The 20304-nt window shown below is 66.9% G+C and carries 14 protein-coding genes and 4 pseudogenes; 10 read left to right on the forward strand and 8 right to left on the reverse strand.

The genetic code is table 11. From position 1 onward, the window contains the following. Positions 1-4: 4 nt before the first annotated feature. Positions 5-1579, reverse strand: a complete 1575-nt coding sequence (gene purH, locus D3874_RS23835) for a bifunctional phosphoribosylaminoimidazolecarboxamide formyltransferase/IMP cyclohydrolase (protein WP_119781715.1) — start codon at positions 1577-1579, stop codon at positions 5-7. A gap of 114 nt (positions 1580-1693) precedes the next feature. On the opposite strand from purH, the gene D3874_RS23840 reads away from it, so the two are divergent. Then, complete coding sequence (locus tag D3874_RS23840) at positions 1694-2173, forward strand: thermonuclease family protein (RefSeq protein ID WP_119781716.1); 480 nt, start codon at positions 1694-1696, stop codon at positions 2171-2173. A gap of 96 nt (positions 2174-2269) precedes the next feature. Here the strand turns inward: D3874_RS23840 and acs are convergent. The 4 genes and pseudogenes from acs to D3874_RS23860 all read right to left on the reverse strand — a co-directional run bounded on the left by acs (position 2270) and on the right by D3874_RS23860 (position 7739). Next, positions 2270-4215: pseudogene (acs, locus tag D3874_RS23845) on the reverse strand (acetate--CoA ligase). Between the two features lie 159 nt (positions 4216-4374). Beyond that, complete coding sequence (locus D3874_RS23850; RefSeq protein ID WP_158596195.1) at positions 4375-5466, reverse strand: porin; 1092 nt, start codon at positions 5464-5466, stop codon at positions 4375-4377. Between the two features lie 253 nt (positions 5467-5719). Beyond that, positions 5720-6544: a sulfotransferase domain-containing protein gene (locus tag D3874_RS23855; RefSeq protein WP_119781720.1), complete on the reverse strand. Its 825-nt coding sequence runs from the start codon at positions 6542-6544 to the stop codon at positions 5720-5722. A 106-nt stretch (positions 6545-6650) separates the two neighbouring features. Then, on the reverse strand, positions 6651-7739 hold the full coding sequence (locus D3874_RS23860; RefSeq protein WP_119781722.1) for a porin: 1089 nt from the start codon (positions 7737-7739) through the stop codon (positions 6651-6653). Between the two features lie 326 nt (positions 7740-8065). Between D3874_RS23860 and D3874_RS23865 the strand changes: the two genes are divergently transcribed. Continuing rightward, positions 8066-8620, forward strand: a complete 555-nt coding sequence (locus D3874_RS23865) for a DUF3576 domain-containing protein (RefSeq protein WP_119781724.1) — start codon at positions 8066-8068, stop codon at positions 8618-8620. 145 nt (positions 8621-8765) lie between these two features. Here D3874_RS23865 and D3874_RS23870 read toward each other — a convergent pair. Further along, positions 8766-9001, reverse strand: a pseudogene (locus tag D3874_RS23870) (DUF559 domain-containing protein); the annotation flags it as partial. Positions 9002-9178: 177 nt separating this feature from the next. Here D3874_RS23870 and leuS point away from each other — a divergent pair. The 3 genes from leuS to holA are packed head-to-tail and all read left to right on the forward strand — an operon-like array spanning position 9179 to position 13327. Next, the gene (gene leuS / locus D3874_RS23875) at positions 9179-11749 is read left to right on the forward strand and encodes a leucine--tRNA ligase (RefSeq protein WP_119781725.1); all 2571 of its coding nucleotides are present in this window, start codon (positions 9179-9181) and stop codon (positions 11747-11749) included. A gap of 3 nt (positions 11750-11752) precedes the next feature. Further along, entirely contained in the window at positions 11753-12268 is a 516-nt protein-coding gene (gene lptE / locus D3874_RS23880; RefSeq protein WP_119781727.1) for an LPS assembly lipoprotein LptE, read from the forward strand. Positions 12269-12289: 21 nt separating this feature from the next. Next, on the forward strand, positions 12290-13327 hold the full coding sequence (gene holA / locus D3874_RS23885) for a DNA polymerase III subunit delta (RefSeq protein ID WP_119781729.1): 1038 nt from the start codon (positions 12290-12292) through the stop codon (positions 13325-13327). Positions 13328-13445: 118 nt separating this feature from the next. Here the strand turns inward: holA and D3874_RS23890 are convergent. Further along, positions 13446-14425, reverse strand: a pseudogene (locus tag D3874_RS23890) (quinone oxidoreductase family protein). Between the two features lie 16 nt (positions 14426-14441). Further along, positions 14442-15146: a dienelactone hydrolase family protein gene (locus D3874_RS23895; RefSeq protein WP_119781731.1), complete on the reverse strand. Its 705-nt coding sequence runs from the start codon at positions 15144-15146 to the stop codon at positions 14442-14444. Positions 15147-15335: 189 nt separating this feature from the next. On the opposite strand from D3874_RS23895, the gene D3874_RS23900 reads away from it, so the two are divergent. The 5 genes and pseudogenes from D3874_RS23900 to D3874_RS23915 all read left to right on the forward strand — a co-directional run bounded on the left by D3874_RS23900 (position 15336) and on the right by D3874_RS23915 (position 20296). Next, positions 15336-16355 (forward strand): flavin-containing monooxygenase, encoded by a 1020-nt coding sequence (locus D3874_RS23900; RefSeq protein ID WP_199699236.1) that lies wholly within the window; start codon positions 15336-15338, stop codon positions 16353-16355. Positions 16356-16471: 116 nt separating this feature from the next. After that, positions 16472-16834 carry a hypothetical protein gene (locus D3874_RS29655; protein WP_199699237.1) on the forward strand — a complete coding sequence of 121 codons (363 nt, stop codon included), beginning with the start codon at positions 16472-16474 and terminating at the stop codon, positions 16832-16834. 101 nt (positions 16835-16935) lie between these two features. After that, positions 16936-18105, forward strand: coding sequence for a DUF6438 domain-containing protein (locus tag D3874_RS31385; RefSeq protein ID WP_119781732.1), 1170 nt, complete (start codon positions 16936-16938; stop codon positions 18103-18105). Positions 18106-18153: 48 nt separating this feature from the next. Continuing rightward, positions 18154-19367 (forward strand): annotated as a pseudogene (locus D3874_RS23910) (DUF6438 domain-containing protein). Then, positions 19364-20296 carry a DUF6438 domain-containing protein gene (locus D3874_RS23915; protein WP_147385840.1) on the forward strand — a complete coding sequence of 311 codons (933 nt, stop codon included), beginning with the start codon at positions 19364-19366 and terminating at the stop codon, positions 20294-20296. The pseudogene D3874_RS23910 and the gene D3874_RS23915 overlap by 4 nt, the downstream one beginning before the upstream one ends. Positions 20297-20304 lie beyond the last annotated feature (8 nt).

Genomic DNA, 20304 nt, shown 5'->3' on the forward strand with positions numbered 1-20304 from the left:
GGGCTTAGTGCCTGAAATGCCGTTCGCCGGTGAAGACCATGGCGAGGCCCGCGGCGTCGGCCGCGGCGATCACCTCGCCGTCGCGGATCGAGCCGCCCGGCTGGGCGACCGCCGTGGCGCCCGCCTCGACCAGCACGTCCAACCCGTCGGCGAAGGGGAAGAAGGCGTCGGAGGCGGCGACGGAGCCCTTGGTCAGCGGCTCTTCCAGCCCGGCCGCCTTGGCCGCGTCCTGGGCCTTGCGGAAGGCGATGCGGGCGCTGTCGACCCGGCTCATCTGGCCGGCGCCGATGCCCACCGTGGCGCCGTTCCGGGCAAAGACGATGGTGTTTGACTTCACGTGCTTGGCGACCTTGATCGCGAAGGCCATGTCGGCGGTTTCCTGGGGGCTGGGTACCCGCGCGGTCTTCACCTCGAAGCGGCTGGCGTCGGCGCCCACCGTGTCGCGGGTCTGGACCAGCAGGCCGCCGGCCAGGGTCTTGGCGATCAGGCCGGGCGACTTGGCATCGGGCAGGCCGCCGGTGACCAGCACCCGCAGGTTCTTCTTGGCGGCCAGCACCGCGCGGGCGGCCCCGTCGGCTTCCGGCGCCACGATGACCTCGGTGAAGATCTGGGCGATCGCCTCGGCGGTTTCGCCGTCCAAGGGACGGTTGGTGGCGACGATGCCGCCGAAGGCCGAGACCGGATCGCACAGCAGGGCCTTCTTCCAGGCTTCGATCAGGGTCGGCGCCGTGGCCACGCCGCAGGGGTTGGCATGCTTCACGATCACCACGGCGGCCGCTTCCGCCGGGTCGAACTCCGCCACCAGCTCGAAGGCCGCGTCTGTGTCGTTCAGATTGTTGTAGGACAGTCCCTTGCCCTGGAGCTGCTGGGCCGTGGCAACGCCGGGGCGCTTCTCCGCCGTGGCATAGAAGGCGGCCGACTGGTGCGGGTTCTCGCCATAGCGCAAGGTCGCGACACGGCTGCCGGCCAGGGTCAGGCGTTCGGGGAAGGTGTCGTCCAGTTGCCTGGCGAACCAGCCCGAGATCGCCGAGTCGTAGGCGGCCGTGCGGGCATAGGCCTTGGCCGCCAGGCGCCGGCGCAGCGTGAGCGTGGTCGCCCCGCCGTGGGTGGCGAGATCGTCCAGCACCGCCTTGTAGTCGGCCGGCTCGACCACCACGGTCACATGGTCATGGTTCTTGGCGGCCGAGCGGATCATGGCCGGGCCGCCGATATCGATGTTCTCGATCGTCTCGTCCCAATCGGCACCGCGCGCCACCGTCGCCTCGAACGGGTAGAGGTTGACCACCACCAGGTCGATATTGGCGATGCCGTGGGCCGCCATCTGGGCGACATGGTCGGGCACGTCGCGCCGGCCCAGCAGGCCGCCATGGACCTTGGGGTGCAGGGTCTTCACCCGGCCGTCGAGGATTTCCGGGCTGCCGGTGTGGTCCGCCACCTCGACCACCTTCAGGCCCGCATCGCGCAGCGCCTTGGCGGTGCCCCCGGTCGAGAGCAGTTCGACGCCACGCTCGGCCAGGGCAAAGGCGAATTCGACGAGGCCGGTCTTGTCCGAGACCGAGAGGAGGGCGCGGGCGATCATGGGGAACCTGAAATCTGTGGGCAGGACGAATTTGCGTGTCTCTTAGCATCGGGTGGCACAGGCCGCCACTGCGCCGCTTGCCGGCCTGCCATTCGTTCTCTTATTGTTCGCGCCATGGCCCACGGACTTCGCCCGATTCTGATTCTTCTGGCCCTGGCCGTCGTCGGCGCGCTGGGGATCGGCGCCTGGGCCACCAGCCCGGACCGCCTTGGCGCGCGCCTGGCCGATGCCATGCCCGGCCCCTTCACCGCCGATGTCCTCGAGGTGGTGGACGGCGACACGCTGGAAGTGCGGGTGATGATCTGGCTGGGCCAGGAAGTGGTCACCCGGGTACGCCTGGTCGGGATCGATACCCCTGAACTGCGCGGCGACTGCGACGATGAAAAGCGCAAGGCCGCCGCCGCCCGCGACCTGCTGGCTCGGCTGGTGGCCGGCGGCACCGTCACCCTGCGCGATGTCCGCTACGACAAATACGGCGGCCGCGTCCTGGCCCTGGTCTCGACCGCCGACGGCCGGGCCCTGACCGACCAGCTCATCGCCGCAGGCCTCGCCCGTCCTTACGACGGCAAGGCGCGGGTCGGGTGGTGCGGCTGACCCCCCTCCCCCAACCCCTCCGCCCTGAAGGGCAGAGGGGGTTACAGAGCCCTCTCCTCTGAGAGGAGAGGGTTGGGTGAGGAGGGGTGCTAGGTCTCAGCGATTCATGCGGTTGGTGACGAGGTCTTCGACGACATTGGGGTCGGCGAGGGTGGAGGTATCGCCCAGGGCGCCGTGTTCGTTCTCGGCGATCTTGCGCAGGATGCGGCGCATGATCTTGCCCGAGCGGGTCTTGGGCAGGCCGGGGGCGAACTGGATCAGGTCGGGGCTGGCGATGGGGCCGATCTCCTGGCGCACCCAGGCGACCAGTTCCTTGCGCAGGGGCTCGGAGGGCTGCTCGCCGGCGTTCAGGGTGACATAGGCATAGATGCCCTGGCCCTTGATGTCGTGGGGATAGCCCACGACGGCTGCCTCGGCGACCTTGGGATGGGCGACCAGGGCGCTCTCGACCTCGGCCGTGCCCATGCGGTGGCCCGAGACGTTGATGACGTCGTCGACCCGGCCGGTGATCCAGTAGTAGCCGTCGGCATCCCGGCGGCAGCCGTCGCCGGTGAAGTACTTGCCGGGATAGGTCGAGAAATAGGTCTGCACGAAGCGCTCGTGGTCGCCGTAGACGCTGCGCATCTGGCCGGGCCATGAGTCGGCGATGCACAGGTTGCCTTCGGTGGCACCTTCGAGCTCGTGGCCCTCGGCATCGACGATGACCGGCTGGACGCCGAAGAAGGGCCTGGTGGCGGAGCCGGGCTTCAGGTCGGTGGCGCCGGGCAGGGGGTGATGAGAATGCCGCCGGTCTCGGTCTGCCACCAGGTGTCGACGATGGGGCAGCGGCCGTCGCCGACGACGCGGTGATACCAGGTCCAGGCTTCCGGGTTGATCGGCTCGCCGACGGAGCCGAGCAGGCGCAGGGAGGTGCGGGCGGTCTTGGCAACCCAGTCCTCGCCCTCGCGCATGAGGGCGCGGATGGCGGTGGGGGCGGTGTAGAAGATGGTGACCTGATGCTTGTCGATGACCTGCCAGAAGCGGCTGGGATCGGGGAAGTTGGGCACGCCCTCGAACATCAGGGTGGTGGCGCCGTTGGCGAGCGGGCCATAGACGATGTAGCTGTGGCCGGTGACCCAGCCGACATCGGCGGTGCACCAGTAGACGTCGCCGGCATGGTAGTCGAAGACCAGCTCATGGGTGAGGCTGGCATAGGCGAGGTAGCCGCCGGAGGTGTGGAGCACGCCCTTGGGCTTGCCGGTGGAGCCGGAGGTATAGAGGATGAACAGGGGATCCTCGGCGCCCATGGGCTCGGGCGGGCAATCCGCCGCCACCGCGGCCATGGCCTCGTGGTACCAGAGGTCGCGGCCCGGGACGACATTGACCTTGCCGCCGGTGCGGCGCACGACGATGACCGATTTGACGTCGGGGCACTGTTCCAGGGCCTTGTCGGCATTGGCCTTGAGGGGGACGGTCTTGCCGGCGCGCAGGCCCTCGTCGGCGGTGATGATGATGGTTGAGGCGCAGTCGGTGACGCGGCCGGCGAGGCTGTCGGGGGAGAAGCCGCCGAAGACGATGGAATGGATGGCGCCGATCCTGGCGCAGGCGAGCATGGCGACCGCGGCTTCCGGGATCATGGGCAGGTAGATGGTGACGCGGTCGCCCTTGTTGACGCCCTGGGCCTTGAGGACATTGGCGAAGCGGCAGACCTCGGCGTGAAGCTCGCGGTAGGTGATGCGGCGGCTGTCGGCGGGATTGTCGCCTTCCCAGATGATGGCGACCTGCTCGCCGCGCGTGGCCAGGTGCCGGTCGAGGCAGTTGGCGGCGACATTCAACACGCCGTCGTGGAACCAGCGGATGTGGACGTCACCGGGGCCGAAGGACGTGTCCTTCACCGCGCCGGCCGAGAACGGCTTGATCCAGTCGAGGCGGCGGCCGACGTCGCCCCAGTAGCCGGCCGGATCCTCGACCGAGCGGCGGTAGTCACGGGCATAGCCGGCCGCATCGACGTGGGCACCGGCGGCAAACGCGGGAAGCACAGGGTACAGGGGTTCCGAACTCATGAGGCATCCTCCCGGTTGGCCTTTTGTGGGCCGGATTATGCGAAGCAGGCCCCGGCGGCGCAAGTTGACCGAAGGATGTAGACGGCGCGAAAGTTTTGGGCGCGGGCACAAAAAAAGGGGGCGGAAACCGCCCCCTTTTCCCGCAGGTTCCGTTCTGAATTAGAACGAGAGACCCGTGCCGAGGATGAACACGTCCGAGGTCGTGTCGTCGATCGTGTCGGTGGTCACAGCGGCCTCGCGGTCGTAGTGGATGTAGCCCAGCGACACGTCGAGGCCCGGGGCGACCTGATAGCCGCCGCCGGCCGACACGCCCCACATCGAACCATCGCTGGTCGGGGTGCCAAACAGGGTCGAGTAGTCTTCGTTGATGTAGCTGATGCCGACGGTCCACGGACCCTGGGCGTACTGGACGCCAGCGTCGAAGGATTCGGTATCCAGGAAGGTATCGTCCGAGTCGTACTGAGCGTACGACCCACCGACGGTCAGGGTGCCGACGCCGACGCCGAAGCCCACGTTGCCACCGAAGCCGAAGTAGGTCAGATCTTCCGGAGCCAACTCGGCTTCGTACCAGCTATAGGTAGCCGACAGGCCGAGGGTGACACCCGAGAACTCCTTGTTGAAGTTCAGGCCGACCGCGACGTTCGAACCGTAGGCCAGATCGTCGTCGAGGTTGAAGTCGCTGTCAGCGCCGACGCTGCCGGCGTTGTTGTTGTAGCTGATGTCCGGCGAGTAGGACACGCCGAGCTGGAAGCCACCCATACGCGGGGTGAAATAGATCAGCTTGGCAGAGTCATTGTCGACGAAATCGTAGGTCTGGGCGGTCGAACCACCCCAGGCGTAGTTCGGCGAGTTCACGCCGAGCAGGCCGAGCGCGTCAGGCGAGGGCGCCTGATAGTGCATCTGGTTGGCGACGTTGTCGTTGTAGCCGACTTCGAGACGACCGAAACCGCCCTGGAAGAACAGGTAGCTCTCGTCGATCTGGTTGCCGGTGGTGTTGCCTTCCAGCTCGATGCGCGCGCCATAGGTCAGGCCGTTGTCGGCAACGCCCTTGGCCTCGAAGCGGATTTCCGAATCCCAGCTCTTCACGGCCACGTTGCGCGCGTCCGTGACGCCGTTGTCGCCGGCAGCGATCAGGCCCTTGAAATAGCCGCTGACGGTCAGCTTCACGGGCTCGGCAGCCGCCTGGGCGGCACCGGCGGAAAGCAGAGCAGCGGTGGCAAGCGCCGTCGTGCCAAGTAGAATCTTCTTCATCATCCCCTCATTCGGTCAATGCAGCCGGGAGTGGCCCCCGGACGATCCGGATGTGGATCGCTACTGGGCGATAGAATTTCCATCCCACCCCCCGGGTCAAGCGAAAGGCGCCGCAGCGCAGCACTGGCCGCCGACATTGTGACGGCCCTGTGGCCGTGGGGTAACACATCGGAGAGCCGACTTGCTGCCGGAAACCGGCACCAAAGCCGCGCCGCGCCTGCCCGCGGACCGCAAAAACCGGGGAGAGTCGGGCCTAGAGGTAACCGAAACGGCGCATCTGCTCGCCGTGGTCGGCTTCGATCCGCGCCACCTGGGCCGGCGTCAGCGTCGCCTTCCACTGCCCCGACTTGCCGACGCGGAAAAACCGCTGCGAATGGCCGCTGCGCTCCTGGAAGCCGTGCTTGGCTTCCTGGTTCTGAACCACCTTGAACGAGGAAAACTTGATCGCCCGGTCGAGCCGGTCGCGCGGCGGCTTCAGCCCCAGGAAGCGGGCGATGCCGCCGAAGGTCTTGAACGGCGCTTGTTCCATGTCCTCGTAGCGCACAACGTGGAATTGCGGCAGCGGCTGCGCGGTCCAACTGATGACATGCTGGCTCCAGCTCGACACATGGGTGACCACATGCTTGACGTCGCCGCCGGCGATCGCCCGCGTATCCGCCATCTTGTCGATCATCTCGTCGATCGACAGGCCGAAGTGGTCGGCGCCCGAGATGGCGACGTCGCGCGGATCGCGCACGACATAGATCCCGCCGGCTGTCACCGCCTCGGAGATCAGCGGCGTGCCGTCGCGTTCGCCAAGCATCGAGTGGGTCTTGACGAAGACGGAATCGGGAAAGGCGCCGGTCATCGAGGCCTGCACGCGCGGCCGCAAGGCCGCGATTTCAGCCTCTGTCATGCCCTGGGTCGGCTTGCCGGCGACCTTGTCGTACCAGACGCGCATGGAATCCCCGACCGTGAAGCGGATCAACTGGTCCGGCGGCAGGGGGGCGGGCGGATTGATCAACAGGTGGTGCAGGAAGGTTCGCAGCCAGGTATTTCCCGATTTGGGAAAGGACGCGAGCCAGATCAGTTGGCCCAAACCCGGACCCTCCATCAAGCGACGACGGCACCTATATACGCGCGCCGCCCAAGAAAAAAGAGGGCGGAAACCGCCCTCTTCTTCTTGGTCGACGCTTTGTCGCAGATCAGAACGACAGGCCCGTGCCCAGGACGAAGACGTCCGCGCTGGCGTCGCCGTCCGCGGGGACCGTGGTCAGGGAGGCATCGCGGTCGTAGTGGATGTAGCCCGCCGACAGCTCGAGGCCCGGCGCCAGCGTATAGCCGCCGCCGACCGAAGCGCCCCACATCTCGTCGTCGCTGCTACGCCCGTAGTCCTGCCAGATGTAGTTGGCGCCGAGGCTCCACGGGCCCATGGCGTACTTGACGCCCACATCGTAGGCCTGGGTGTCGGCGAGGACGCCGCTGGCGAAGCGGTCGTTGTTCTCGGCGTAGGAGCCGCCGACGGTGAGGGTGCCTTCGCCGATGCCGAAGCCCAAGCTGGCGCCGAGGCCCCAGTAGCTCGCATCGTCGGGTGCCAGTTCCGCTTCGTACCAGCTGTAGGTTGCCGACAGGCCCACAGTGACTGTCGAGAGCTTCTGGTTGTAGTTCAAGCCGACCGAAGTGCCCTGGCCGTAGGCGGCGTCGTTGTCGAGCGTGAAGTCGGCATCGGAGCCGATGCTGGTGGCGTTGTTGTTATAGTTGACGTCCGGCGCATAGGAGACGCCGAGCTGGAAACCGGCGAGCCGCGGCGTGAAATAGATCAGCTTGGCGGCGTCGTTGTTGAACAGCGCATCCAGGGTCTGCGCGGTCGCGCCGCCCCAGGCGTAGTTCGGCGTGTTGAGGGCGAGCATGCCGAGCTTGTCGGGCGCCGGCGAGGTATTGAGCATCTGGTAGGCGACCGAGTCGTCGTAGCCGACCTCGATCTTGCCGAAGCCGCCTTCGAAGAACAGGAAGGCCTCATCGATCTGGTTGCCGGTGGTGTTGCCTTCCAGCTCGATGCGCGCACCGTAGGTCAAGCCGTTGTCGGCCACGCCCTTGGCCGTGAAGTGGACTTCGGAGTCCCAGCTCTTCACCGCGACGTTGCGGGCGTCGGTGACGCCGTTGTCGCCGAAAGCCACCAAGCCCTTGAAATAGCCGCTGATCTTCAGCGAGACCGGTTCCGCAGCAGCCTGCGCGCCGGCGGAGATCAAAACGGCGGTGGCAAGCGCCGTCGTGCCCAACAGAATCTTCTTCATAAAACCCCCTGAGGGATAAGTGTTATCCGGAATGGCCCCCGGACGATCCGACCTTGCGGTCGTTACCCGGGCATAGGGAGGCCCACGGCGCGCGGCGGGTCAAGCTGAATGCCCGATGGTGCGGCGCGTCACGAAGACAATGCGTGGCGGCTGTTGCATCAATGAAACAACTTGTGACCGCCCGTTAACGAAACCGAGAACTTGTTTTCTGGCATTCTAGCCCCGCCGCCGTCGCGGGCCGCCATTGCCTTGGCGGGCCGCATCCCTTATTCAAAGGCCTTCGCACAGGTGCGTCAGCCCGTGTGTCAAGGCGCGAGGAATCATTGATGATCGGTCTGCGTTTGCGTGCAGCGCTCGTTTTTCTATCGGTTGGGTTGGGTCTGGCGGGCTGCGAGAGCGCCGGTGAGCCGGTCCAGCAGTATCCCTCGCAGTCGACCTACAGCGGCCGCTCCATCCCCGCGCCCGACCCCAACGCCCCGCAAGGCGGCATTCTGGGGCCTGACGGCCTGACCCTGTTCGATGGCGGTAAGAACCGGGACGACGGGGCGACCAGCGGCATCGGCGTTAACGCCCTGCTGTGGCGCGCGTCGCTCGACACCCTGTCGTTCATGCCCCTGGCCTCGGCCGACCCCTTTGGCGGGGTCATCATCACCGACTGGTATTCCTCGCCCGATCGCCCGTCCGAGCGCATGAAGGCCACGGTCTACATCCTCGACCGGCGCCTGCGCGCCGATGGCCTGAAGGTCGCGCTGTTCCGCCAGCAGATCGGGCCGGAACGGCAGTGGCTGGACGTGCCGGTCTCGGCCGAGACCGTCGCCCAGCTCGAGAATGCCATCCTGACCCGCGCCCGCCAGCTTCGCGTCCAGAGCATCGGGCAGTAGCAGGCACCGCCTCACTCCCTCGCCCCGCTTGCGGGGAGAGGGCCGGGGTGAGGGGCCTCCAGGGCTGCGACGATCGCCGCCAGGACCCCTCGGGATTTTCCAGGACCTCGTTGTTCCAGAAGCGGAGGACACGCCAGCCCGCGCCCCGGAGCGCCACCGTTCGTCGCTCGTCTGCATCGCTCCCGGCATGTTGTCCGCCGTCGATCTCCACGATCAGCCGGGGCTGGTAAAGGCGAAATCGGCAAAATAGCCGGCCACCGGATGCTGCCGCCGCGCCCGCAAGGGCAACGGCGCCTCCCGCAGCAGCCGCCAGAGCAGCCGCTCCGCCTCGGTGGCGTCGCGGCGCAGGCGCCTGGCGCGAGCAATGGCTGGATCGGGCATGGATTTCTGCTTCCGCGTGTGTGATCCACACCCCCTCACCCTAGCCCTCTCCCCCGTCGGGGGCGAGGGAACTTGTTACTGGGCCGGGTGAGGGATGTCCGGCAATATTCCATTGTCAGCGTGGAAGCCCTCGCCCTATATCTCTGTCTCCCGCCAGAAAGCCGATAGTTCCCCCTGATGTCGAACGAGCGTTACAATCCCCGGTCGGCGGAAGTGAAGTGGCAGGCCGCCTGGGAGGCGGCCGATGCCTTCCGTGCGGGCGACGACAAGAGCAAGCCCAAGTATTACGTCCTGGAGATGTTCCCCTATCCGTCGGGGCGCATCCACATGGGCCATGTGCGCAACTACGCCATGGGCGACGTGGTGGCGCGCTACAAGCGGGCGCGGGGCTACAACGTGCTGCACCCCATGGGCTGGGACGCCTTCGGCATGCCGGCCGAAAACGCCGCGATGGAGCGCAAGGTTCACCCGGCGGACTGGACCTACAAGAACATCGATGCGATGCGCACCCAGCTCAAGTCCATGGGCCTGTCCCTAGACTGGAGCCGCGAGATCGCCACCTGCCACCCCGAGTATTACCGCCACGAGCAGAAGCTGTTCCTGGATTTCCTCAAGGCCGGCCTGGTCTATCGCAAGGAATCCTGGGTCAACTGGGACCCGGTGGACAATACCGTGCTGGCCAACGAGCAGGTCATCGACGGCCGCGGCTGGCGCTCGGGCGCGGTGGTCGAGCGGCGCAAGCTGTCGCAGTGGTTCCTGAAGATCACCGCCTTCGCCGACGAACTGAAAGAGGGCCTGGAGACCCTGGACCGCTGGCCGCCCAAGGTGCGCCTGATGCAGGAGAACTGGATCGGCAAGTCGGAAGGCGCCAACCTGAGCTTCAAGTTCAAGGGCGGCGCGCCGGCGGATTCGGTCGAGGTCTATACCACCAGGCCCGATACCCTGTTCGGCGCGGCTTTCGTCGCCATCGCCGCCGACCACCCGGTGGCCGCCGCCCTGGCCAAGGCCGACCCGGTGCTGACCAAGTTCATCGAGGAATGCCGCAAGGGCGGCACCTCGCAGGAAGAGATCGAGCGCGCCGAGAAGCTGGGCTTCGACACCGGCCTGGAAGTGCAGCACCCGTTCCTGCCCGAAGAGACCCTGCCGGTCTACGTCGCCAATTTCGTGCTGATGGAATACGGCACCGGCGCCATCTTCGGCTGCCCGGCCCATGACCAGCGCGACCTGGACTTCGCCCGCAAATACGGCCTGGAGGTCACCCCCGTGGTGCTGCCGCCCGGCGCCGACCCGGCGACCTTCGATGTCGAGACCGAGGCCTATACCGGCGACGGCACGATCTATCATTCGGACTTCCTGAACGGGCTGGGCGTCGTCGAGGCCAAGAGCGCCGCGATCGCCAGGATCGAGGAACTCCAGGCCGGCAAGGGCACCACCACCTACCGCCTGCGCGACTGGGGCGTCTCGCGCCAGCGCTATTGGGGCGCGCCGATCCCGGTCATCCATTGTGCCACCTGCGACATCGTGCCGGTGCCGGCAGACCAGTTGCCGGTCACCCTGCCCGACGACGTGACCTTCGACGTGCCGGGCAATCCGCTGGACCGCCATCCGACCTGGAAGCACGTGACCTGCCCGCAATGCGGCGGCGAGGCCCGGCGCGAGACCGACACCTTCGACACCTTCATCGATTCGTCGTGGTATTTCGCGCGCTTCTGCTCGCCGCGCAGCGATGCACCCTTCGATCGTGACGCGGTCGATTACTGGCTGCCGGTCGACCAGTACATCGGTGGCATCGAGCATGCGATCCTGCACCTGCTCTATTCCCGCTTCTTCGTCCGCGCCCTGCAGGTGACCGGGCACTTGGGGATCGCCGAGCCCTTCGCCGGCCTGTTCACCCAGGGCATGGTCAACCACGAGACCTACAAGTCGGCCGATGGCGAGTGGCTGACCCCGGCCGAGGTCGGCAAGAGCGAGAGCGGTGCCCTGGTGCGTCTGGCGACCGGCGAAGCGGTGACTTCGGGCCGGGTCGAGAAGATGTCGAAGTCGAAGAAGAATGTCGTCGACCCCGACGACATCATCGACCGCTACGGCGCCGACACCGCCCGCTGGTTCATGCTGTCCGACAGCCCGCCCGAGCGCGACCTGGAATGGACCGAGGGCGGCATCGAAGGCGCCTGGCGCTTCACCCAGCGCCTGTGGCGCATGGTGACCGAGGCGATGGGCCGCCTGGGCCCCGTCGGCGATAGCGCCTACGGGCCCGAGGATGCGCCCCTGCGCCGCGCCACCCACAAGACCATCGTCGGCGTCACCGCCGACATCGAGGCCTTCCACTTCAACAAGGCCGTCGCCCGCCTCTACGAGTTCGCCAACGCGGCCCAGGATGCCGCCCTGGGCAAGACCGGCGCCAGCCCCGCCGCCACCCGCGAGGCGCTGGAGACCATCGTCCAGCTGGTCGCGCCGATGATGCCGCACCTGGCCGAGGAATTGTGGTCCCTGCTGGGCGCCAAGACCCTGCTGACGGCCACCCCCTGGCCGGTCGCCGACCCCGCCCTGTCGGCGGACGACGAGATCACCATCGCGGTCCAGGTCCAGGGCAAGCTGCGCGGCACCCTGCTGGTGCCGGCCGCGACCGACCGCGAGACACTGGAGAAGCTGGCCCTCGACCTCGACCCGGTGCAGAAAGCGATTGACGGGCGCCCGGTGCGCAAGGTCATCGTGGTGCCCGGTCGCATCGTCAACCTGGTGGTTTGAGTCATGGCAGTTGCCCGCATCGCCGCCGTCCTCGTCCTTGGCCTCGGCCTTGGCCTGTCCGCCTGCGGCTTTCGGCCGATGTACGGCAGCGAGTCGACCTCCGCCGAGGCGGAGGCCCTGCTGGGCAGCGTCGCCATCGCCCCGATCGGCGACGACCGGATTTCCCAGGTCCTGCGCAACGACCTGATCGACCGGATTTCGGCCGGCCGCTCGGCCAGCAACCCGCGTTACCGCCTGGATGTGAAGCTCGAGCGCAGCGAACTGGGCGGCCTGGTCCAGACCGACGCCTCGATCACCCGCTATGTCGTCACCCTGCGCGGCAATTTCCGCCTGGTCGATGTCGCGACTGGCAACTCGGTGATGACCGAGGCCGCGCGCACCACCGCCGCCTACAACGTGCCGGAATCCGAATATGCCGCGATCTCGGCCCAGTCGGACGCCTATAACCGGGCTTCCGGCGCCCTGGCCGACGAGATCCGCGCCCGCGTGGCCAGCTTCCTCGAAACCCACCGGAGCTGAGGCGCGCGTGCGGCCTGCGCCATGAAGCTGACCGGCCCGTCGATCGAGCGCTTCCTGGCCAGACCGGACCCGGCGGTGCGCCTGGCCCTGGTCTTCGGGCCCGACGGCGGGCTGGTGCGCGAGCGGGCAACCGCCATCGCCCGCGCCGTGGTGCCCGACCTCAACGATCCCTTCCGCGTTGCCGAGCTGACCGGGGCATCCCTGGACGAGGATCCGGCGCGCCTGGCCGACGAAGCGGCCGCCATTTCCATGATCGGCGGGCGCCGGGTGATCCGCCTGCGCGATTTGAGCGACAAGCACGCCAAGGCGATCGCCGGCTTCCTCGACGATCCCGCCGGCGATGCCATGATCGTCGCCGAGGCCGGCGACCTGCCGGGCAAGCGCAGTGCCCTGCGCACCGCCGTCGAGGAGGCCGCCAATGGCGCCGCCATCGCCTGCTACGCCGACGATTCCGCGAGCCTCGACGACCTGATCGACGCGGTCCTGCGCAAGGCCAGGCTGGACATCGACCCGGGCGCCCAGTCCTGGCTGATCGAGCGGCTGGGTGCCGACCGGGCCTTGTCGCGCGGCGAGCTCGACAAGCTGGTGCTCTACATGGGCGAGGGGGCGAAGCGGGTAACGCTGGAGGATGTCCGCGCGGCCGTGGGCGACGCTTCCGATATCGGCATCGACGACGTGGTCGAGGCTGCCTTGAGCGGCGACATGCCGCGTCTCGAACGCAGCCTGGAGCGGTGCCGCCAGGCGGGCGAGAATGCGGTCGTGATCCTGCGCAGCGTCAGCCGCCAGGTGCTGCAACTGCAATTGGCGCGCAGCCTGGTCGACAGCGGCACCCCGGCCGAGCGGGCCCTGATGCAGCTTCGCCCGCCGGTCCGCTTTCCCCGCGACCGCGCCTTCAAGGCCCAGCTCAACCGCTGGAGCGGGCGGCACCTGAACGATGCCGTCGACCTGCTGATCGAGGCCGAGCTCGACTGCAAGACCACCGGCAACCCGACCGACGCCCTGACCGCCCGCGCCCTGATGCGGATCGCCGGCGTCGCCGCCCGCGCCGGCCGGCGATAGCCTCTGACTCCCTCGCCCCGCAAGCGGGGAGAGGGTTGGGGTGAGGGGTTGCTGGAGCCACGACGATTGCCCGACACCCCCTCACCCTAGCCCTCTCCCCCGCTGGGGGCGAGGGAACTCAGGGCAGAAGCACCGTCGAGCCCACCGTCTGCCGGGCTTCCAACTGCCGGTGTGCCTCGGCCGCTTCGGCCAGGGCATAGCGCTGGCGGACGTTGGTCTTGATAATGCCGCGGCCGACCAGGTCGAACAGTTCGGCCGCCGCCGTTGCCCGTTCCGCCTTGTCGGCGATGTAGTGGTACAGGGTCGGGCGGGTCAGGAACAGCGAGCCCTTGGCCGACAGGATGCCGGGATTGAAGGCCGGCACGGCGCCGCTGGCATTGCCGAAGCTGACCATCAGGCCGCGTGGGCTGAGGCTGTCGAGCGAGCCTTCCCAGGTATCCTTGCCGACACCGTCATAGACCACCGGCACGCCCTTGCCCCAGTCAGCTCGCGCACCCGGGCCGCCACATCCTGCTGGCGGTAGAGGATCACCTCGGCCGCGCCATGGGCCCGGGCCAGGGCCGCCTTTTCCGGGCTGCCGGCGGTGCCGATCAGGCGTACCCCTAAGTGCCGCGCCCACTGGCAGGCGATCAGGCCGACCCCGCCGGCGGCGGCATGGAACAGCACGGTCTCGCCCGCCTTCACGGCATAGGTGCGACGCAGCAGATACCACGCGGTCAGGCCCTGGAGCATGATCGAGGCCGCCTGCTCGTCCTCGACCGTGTCGGGGATCTTGAACAGCATCTCGGCCGGGAAGTTGCGCCAGGTGGCATAGGCGCCGATCGGCGCCGTGCAATAGGCCACCCGGTCGCCGACCGCGACACCCTCGACGCCCGGGCCGACCATCTTCACCACGCCGGCCGCCTCCAGCCCGATGCCCGACGGCAGGGGCACGGGATAGAGGCCAGTGCGGTGATAGGTATCGATGTAATTGACCCCGACCGCGGTCTGGCGCAGGCGCACCTCGCCGAAGCCGGGATCGGGCAGGTCGACCGGCTCCAGCCGCAGGACATCGGGCCCGCCGGGGGCGTGGAAGCGGATCGCCTGGCTGTTCACCATCATGCGCCGCCTCGCCTCAGGCCAGATGGGTCTTGAAGAAGTCGAGGGTGCGGCTGTTGGCCAGTTTCGCCGCTGCCGCGTCGTAGTGCTCGCCGCCTTCGCGGGCGAAGGCATGGTCCTGGCCGGCATAGTTGTGGAGGGTGACCAGCGGGTTGGCGCCCAGCGCCGCCGCCACCTTGGCCTGCGCTTCGGGCGGCACGAAGGCATCCTTCTCGGCGACGTGCAGCATCAAGGGCTTGCTGATGCCGCCGGCCACGTCCAGCGCATCGTTGATGCCGACGCCGTAATAGCCGACCGAGGCATCGATCACCGTCTGGGCCGCGGTGCGATAGGCCATGTGGCCGCCCAGGCAATAGCCGACGGCACCCACCTTGCCGGTGCAGCCGGGCAGCGTCGCCGCCACGGCGCGGGTCGTCTCGATATCGGCGATGCCATGGGCGCGGTCGAAGGCCGAGAACAGCGAGAAGGCCTTGTCCCATTCTGCCTTGGACTTGTCGGTGATGTCGATACCGGGCTCGATACGCCAGAACAGGTCGGGGCAGACGGCGATGTAGCCTTCGCCGGCCAGCCAGTCGCAGATATCGCGCATCACCTGGTTGACGCCGAAAATCTCCTGGATGACGACGATCGCCGGCGCGGGCGCCGCCCCGGCGGGACGGGCCACATAGGCCGAGAAACTGCCGCCGTCGTTGGCGCCGATGGTGATGGTCGAACCGGTCATGGGCTTTGGCCTCCCTGTCTCTAGGGGGTGGATGCTAGCGGCAAGAAATGGCGTTGTCATGGCATAGCGGCCAGGAAGCCGGATCACCCGATTGATCTCGATCAAGGCGGCGGGGCGCCTTGTCGATAAAAGTTGACGCAGGCGTCATTTTCGGCACCATCAACAAAAACAACGGGAGGAAGAACAATCATGGCGGCGACAGCACTGGCGCGGGAGACCGAGCCCCAACCGGCCGAGCATTTCGACGTGGTGATCGTGGGGGCGGGGATCTCCGGCGTGGGCGGGGCCTATCACCTGACGACGCAATGCCCGGGTACCCGCTTCGTCGTATTGGAAGCCCTGGAGAGTTTCGGCGGCACCTGGCAGATGCATCGCTATCCCGGCATCCGTTCGGACAGCGACCTCTATACCTTCGGCTATCGCTTCAAGCCCTGGACCGGCACGCCCATCGCCACGGGACAGGAAATCCTGGCCTATATGGGCGAGGTGATCGCCGACAACGACCTGGCGCGGCACATCCGCTACCAGCGTAAGATCACCCGGGCCACCTGGTCCAGCGCCGACAACCTGTGGACCCTGGAGGTTACCGCCGGCGACACGGGCGAAACCTCCCTTATCACCACCGGCTTCCTGTGGATGTGCCAGGGCTATTACCGCCACGCCCAGGGCTATACGCCCGAGTGGCCGGGCATGGAGACCTACCAGGGGCGGATCGTGCACCCGCAGACCTGGCCGGAAGACCTGGACTACAAGGACAAGAATGTCCTCGTCATCGGCTCGGGCGCGACCGCGGCGACCCTGGTACCCGCCATCGCCGGCGATTGCCGGCATGTCACGCTGCTGCAGCGCTCGCCCACCTATTTCATCCCGGCGCGCAACGCCAACGACCTGGCCGACACGCTGCGCCAGCTCGAGGTCGACGAGGCCTGGATCCACGAGATCACCCGGCGCAAGATCCTCCAGGAGCAGGCGGAGTTCACCCGGCGCTCGTTCGAGGAGCCCGAGGCGGTGACCAAGGAACTGCTCGACGCCGCCCGCCTGTTCCTGGACGAGGACGACGTGGTCAAGCATTTCACGCCGCGCTACCGCCCCTGGCGCCAGCGTATCGCCTTCATCCCGACGGCGACCTGTTCCAGGGCATCCGTGCCGGCAAGGCCTCGGTCGTCACCGACGAGATCGAGCGCTTTACCGCCAAGGGCATCCTGCTGAAATCGGGCCTCGAGCTGGAGGCCGACATCATCGTCACCGCCACCGGCTTCAACCTCAACGTCCTGGGCGACATCGCCTTCACCGTCGACGGCAAGCCGCTGAACTTTGCCGACACGGTGACCTATCGCGGCATGATGTTCACCGGCATGCCCAACCTGGTCTGGGTCTTCGGCTATTTCCGCGCCAGTTGGACCCTGCGGGCCGACCTGATCGGCGATTTCGTCTGCCGCCTGCTCAACCACATGAAGGCCAAGGGGGCCAGTCGCGTGGAGGTGGCGCTGCGGCCGCAGGACCGCGACATGCCGCTGCTGCCCTGGATCGACCCGGAGAATTTCAACCCCGGCTACCTGATGCGCGGCATGCACCTGCTGCCCAAGCGGGGCGACAAGCCCGAATGGCAGCACACCCAGGACTATTGGGCCGAGCGAAAGGAGCTGCCCGCGATCGACCTCGACGACGAGGCCTTCGTCTACGCCTGAGCGGCCGCTCTCGCCGGCGATAGCGGGCGTCGACAGGCGCCCGCCGCGCGGATACCATCGCGACGGGACAGGCGGGCAGCATACAATTTCAAGAGGCGTCCATGACCGGCGCATACCGCGCGATTTCGTGGCCCATCCTGGCCCTGCTCGCCAGCGCCGCCCTGGCCGGGTGCAGCTCCTCGCCCCGTACCGAGGTCGCCGCGACCGGCGGCATCGCGGCAATCACCGCCGGGGGCCAGCCCACCATCCCGCGCGACGAGGTCGATGCCCACCGGGAGGGGCCCGATCCCTTCATCTTCATCCGGGACGCGACCCAGGACGACCTGTTCGAGAGCATCTCGCTGACCGTCGCCGTCGACGCCCGGGGCCAGGTGACCGAGGCCAAGGTGATCGGCGGCAAGACCAACTACTACGCGGCGGCCGAGGAGGCCGTGCGCCGCACCCGCTACAAGCCCTTCCTGCGCGAGGGCAAGGCGGTGCCCGCCGTCTTCGTCGACTATGTCCAGGTCCTGCCGCGGGAGCGCCCGCCGGCGCGCACCCTGCCCATGCCGGCGGGCAGCCCCGCCACGGCCCAGGTGACGATGACACGCACCGCGTGCTATGGCACCTGCCCGGTCTACAAGGTCACGCTGGAGGGCAGCGGCCACGTCACCTGGCAGGGCCAATCCCATGTCGCGATCCCCGGCGCCGTGATCTACCAGGTGCCGCCGCAGGACGTCTCTGGCCTGGTCGAGCGGTTCGGCCAGGCCGGCTTCTTCTCGCTCGACGACAGCTACCGCGCGCAGATCACCGACGGCCCGACCACCACGCTCACCCTCAGCCTCGGCGGCAAGACCAAGTCGGTGAAGGATTACATCGGTTACGCCGTGGGCATGCCGATGAGTGTCGAGCAGTTGGAGAAGGCGGTCGACCAGGCCGCCATGACCGAGCTGTGGATCAAGGGCACGCCCGAGACCATCCCGGCGCTGAAGCGCGCCGGCTGGCGCTTCGAATCCCCCGACGCCGCCCAGATGCTCGCCTGCGGCATCCAGCGCATGCCCGAGAGATTGATCGCCGACCTGCTCGCCGCCGGCGTCGGCCCCAACGGCGCCTGCGACGGCATCAGCACCTTGGCCCTGGCCGCCGAAGCCAGCCGCCGCGACACCGTGAAAGCCCTGATCATCGCCGGCGCCGACGTCCACGTGAAAGACCCCGGCGGCCGAACGATTGCCCAGATCGCCCAGGAACAGAAATGGCGCGATGTGAGCGAGCTGGTTGCAAAGCAGCGGTAGGGAAAAATGACCGCCCGGTTGCTTGTCTTTGTGTTGCTTGCCCTCCCGATGTTCTTGACCGGTTGCGGTACGCCGGAGCCGGCAGCCTCCCTGTCGCCGGCGGCGCCCCAGGGGCGCAAGACGGACTTTCCCGAGAACGACCTGGCTTCGACCGAGATCACCCTGCGACGCGGTAGTTGCTACGGCCCCTGCCCGATCTATGGCGTAACGATACGCGGCACGGGCGACGTGACCTGGAGCGGTTATCGCTATGTCGCCTTTGCAGGGACCCTCGACTATCGCGTGGCCCCGAAGAGGTCGCCGCCTTGGTCGAACGGTTCAGGGCCGCGGGCTTCTTCTCGCTCGCAGACAAGTACGAAGCAACCGTAACGGACAGTCCGACCTACGAGGTATCCATCAAGATCGGCGATGCCGTGAAAACAGTAACCGACTATATCGGCCAATCGGTCGGCATGCCGGCAACGGTAACGGCGATCGAAGTCGCGATTGACCGCGCAGCAAAGGTGGAGCGGTGGATCAGCGGCACCGACGAGACCATGCCCATGCTGCGCGCCGCCAACTGGGATTTCCGCTCCAGGCAGGCCGCGGATGTGCTGGCCTGCAGCGCCACTGGTGCCCCCGGATGGTTGGTATCGGAAATGCTGGCGGCAGGTGTCCCCACCAATGGCACCTGCGATGACCACAGCGCTGTCGAAAATGCTGCGTATGCCGCCCGTGCCGGGGCATTCAAGGTCCTTGTCGAGGCGGGGGGCGCAGAAGGCGCCAGCCAGAGATCGAGAAATAACTTTCTGATATCCGGCATCATGTGGTGCGAGCCCGATCTGGTAGCCGCCGCGCTTACATTGAAGCCTGATCTTGAAGTGTCGAGCGAGCCTGACTTCATTCCGCCGCTGGGCCTGGCGCTGGGAGCTTGCGAAGCTCGAGAATCTGATGGCCGGGACAAGACTATCCGAATCCTGCGTCTGCTCATCGCGGCGGGTATTGATCTCAACCGCCGCTTCGCCGACGGCGGCACGATAGCCTTTAACCGCTCGGACGCGGCAAGTGTCAAAGCCCTCGTCGCTGTGGGCGCAGACATCAACCTGCGAAACACCTTCGGCAGGACGCCGCTGCTCTCAGCCAAATCGGAAGATGCTGCCATCGCTCTGATCGAGGCGGGCGCGGATACGACGGCCCGCTCGAATTCGGGTCAGTCCGTGCTCGACTATGCCCGTGAAAACCAGTGGTCGAAGGTGGTGCAGATCCTGGAGCGACAGCCATGAACATGTTGCGGTCAGCCATTCTCTCCATCGTTCTGCTCGCATTGCTTGGCGCCTGTACATCGGAGCCTGTCGACGATCCCTCCGCGTCTAACACGGTTATCACACTGCGGCGGGGGGTCTGTATGGGGAGCTGTCCCGTCTATGAGGTAACGATTGATGGGGACGGAAAGGTTACATTTGATGGCGGATACTTTGTCGCAGTGGCAACATCCATTGACTACCGAATTTCCACGCGAGACGTCGCTGATCTCCTGGAAAAGTTCAAGGCGGCCGACTTTTTCTCGCTGGAAGATCGGTATGATGCCGGGGTTGATGATGCGCCGACCTACGAGATTTCGTTACAGATCGATGGTAGGAAGAAGACTGTGATCGACAGTATGGGGTCCCATGTCGGGGCGCCGGCCGGCCTGCAAGATCTGGAACGGGAAATTGACAGGGTTGCAGGCACACGCCGATGGATTGTGCTGGGGCCGGATACGGTCGAAGGCCTAAAGGAGCAAGACATTTCCGCGGATTCGCAGATACTTGCTGACGGCTTCGCCTGTTCACTGGAAAGCATTTCTGACGATCAGGCTTTCGCCCTGTTGCAAGCCGGTATCCGTGCGAATGGCACCTGCCCCGCCATGGGAAGCGAACGATCGTCCGTCGAAGTTGCCGCGGCAGGCGGACGACTGGCGCTGATGCGCAAGCTCCTGTCCCTGGGCGGTATGAGGGATGCCAGCGCCGAAGTGAAGCGCGGCGTCTTATGCGCCGCCGTCCTGTCTGGCGAGCCGGAAATTCTTGCTGAAATCCTGGCCCTCCACCCCGACCTTCAAAGCCGCTGCTGGGGTATTCCCCTGATCGACATTGCCCGAACAGCGGGCCGGCCGGGGACGCCAAAGATCGTAGAAATGCTGAAGGCCGCCAGCGCAGAATCGCCTAGGCCTTGATGTGGCCC

The sequence above is a fragment of the Oleomonas cavernae genome, from assembly GCF_003590945.1.
In the GTDB taxonomy this organism is placed as follows: Bacteria; Pseudomonadota; Alphaproteobacteria; order Zavarziniales; family Zavarziniaceae; genus Zavarzinia; species Zavarzinia cavernae.

Coding starts and splice junctions, on each gene's coding strand:
- D3874_RS23860 (WP_119781722.1), bottom strand. CDS start 7,739: ATGAAGAAGATTCTGTTGGGCACGACGGCGCTTGCCACCGCCGTTTTG.
- D3874_RS23840 (WP_119781716.1), top strand. CDS start 1,694: ATGGCCCACGGACTTCGCCCGATTCTGATTCTTCTGGCCCTGGCCGTC.
- D3874_RS23900 (WP_199699236.1), top strand. CDS start 15,336: ATGGCGGCGACAGCACTGGCGCGGGAGACCGAGCCCCAACCGGCCGAG.
- D3874_RS23850 (WP_158596195.1), bottom strand. CDS start 5,466: ATGAAGAAGATTCTACTTGGCACGACGGCGCTTGCCACCGCTGCTCTG.
- lptE (WP_119781727.1), top strand. CDS start 11,753: ATGGCAGTTGCCCGCATCGCCGCCGTCCTCGTCCTTGGCCTCGGCCTT.
- D3874_RS23865 (WP_119781724.1), top strand. CDS start 8,066: ATGATCGGTCTGCGTTTGCGTGCAGCGCTCGTTTTTCTATCGGTTGGG.
- purH (WP_119781715.1), bottom strand. CDS start 1,579: ATGATCGCCCGCGCCCTCCTCTCGGTCTCGGACAAGACCGGCCTCGTC.
- leuS (WP_119781725.1), top strand. CDS start 9,179: ATGTCGAACGAGCGTTACAATCCCCGGTCGGCGGAAGTGAAGTGGCAG.
- D3874_RS23915 (WP_147385840.1), top strand. CDS start 19,364: ATGAACATGTTGCGGTCAGCCATTCTCTCCATCGTTCTGCTCGCATTG.
- D3874_RS23895 (WP_119781731.1), bottom strand. CDS start 15,146: ATGACCGGTTCGACCATCACCATCGGCGCCAACGACGGCGGCAGTTTC.
- holA (WP_119781729.1), top strand. CDS start 12,290: ATGAAGCTGACCGGCCCGTCGATCGAGCGCTTCCTGGCCAGACCGGAC.
- D3874_RS31385 (WP_119781732.1), top strand. CDS start 16,936: ATGACCGGCGCATACCGCGCGATTTCGTGGCCCATCCTGGCCCTGCTC.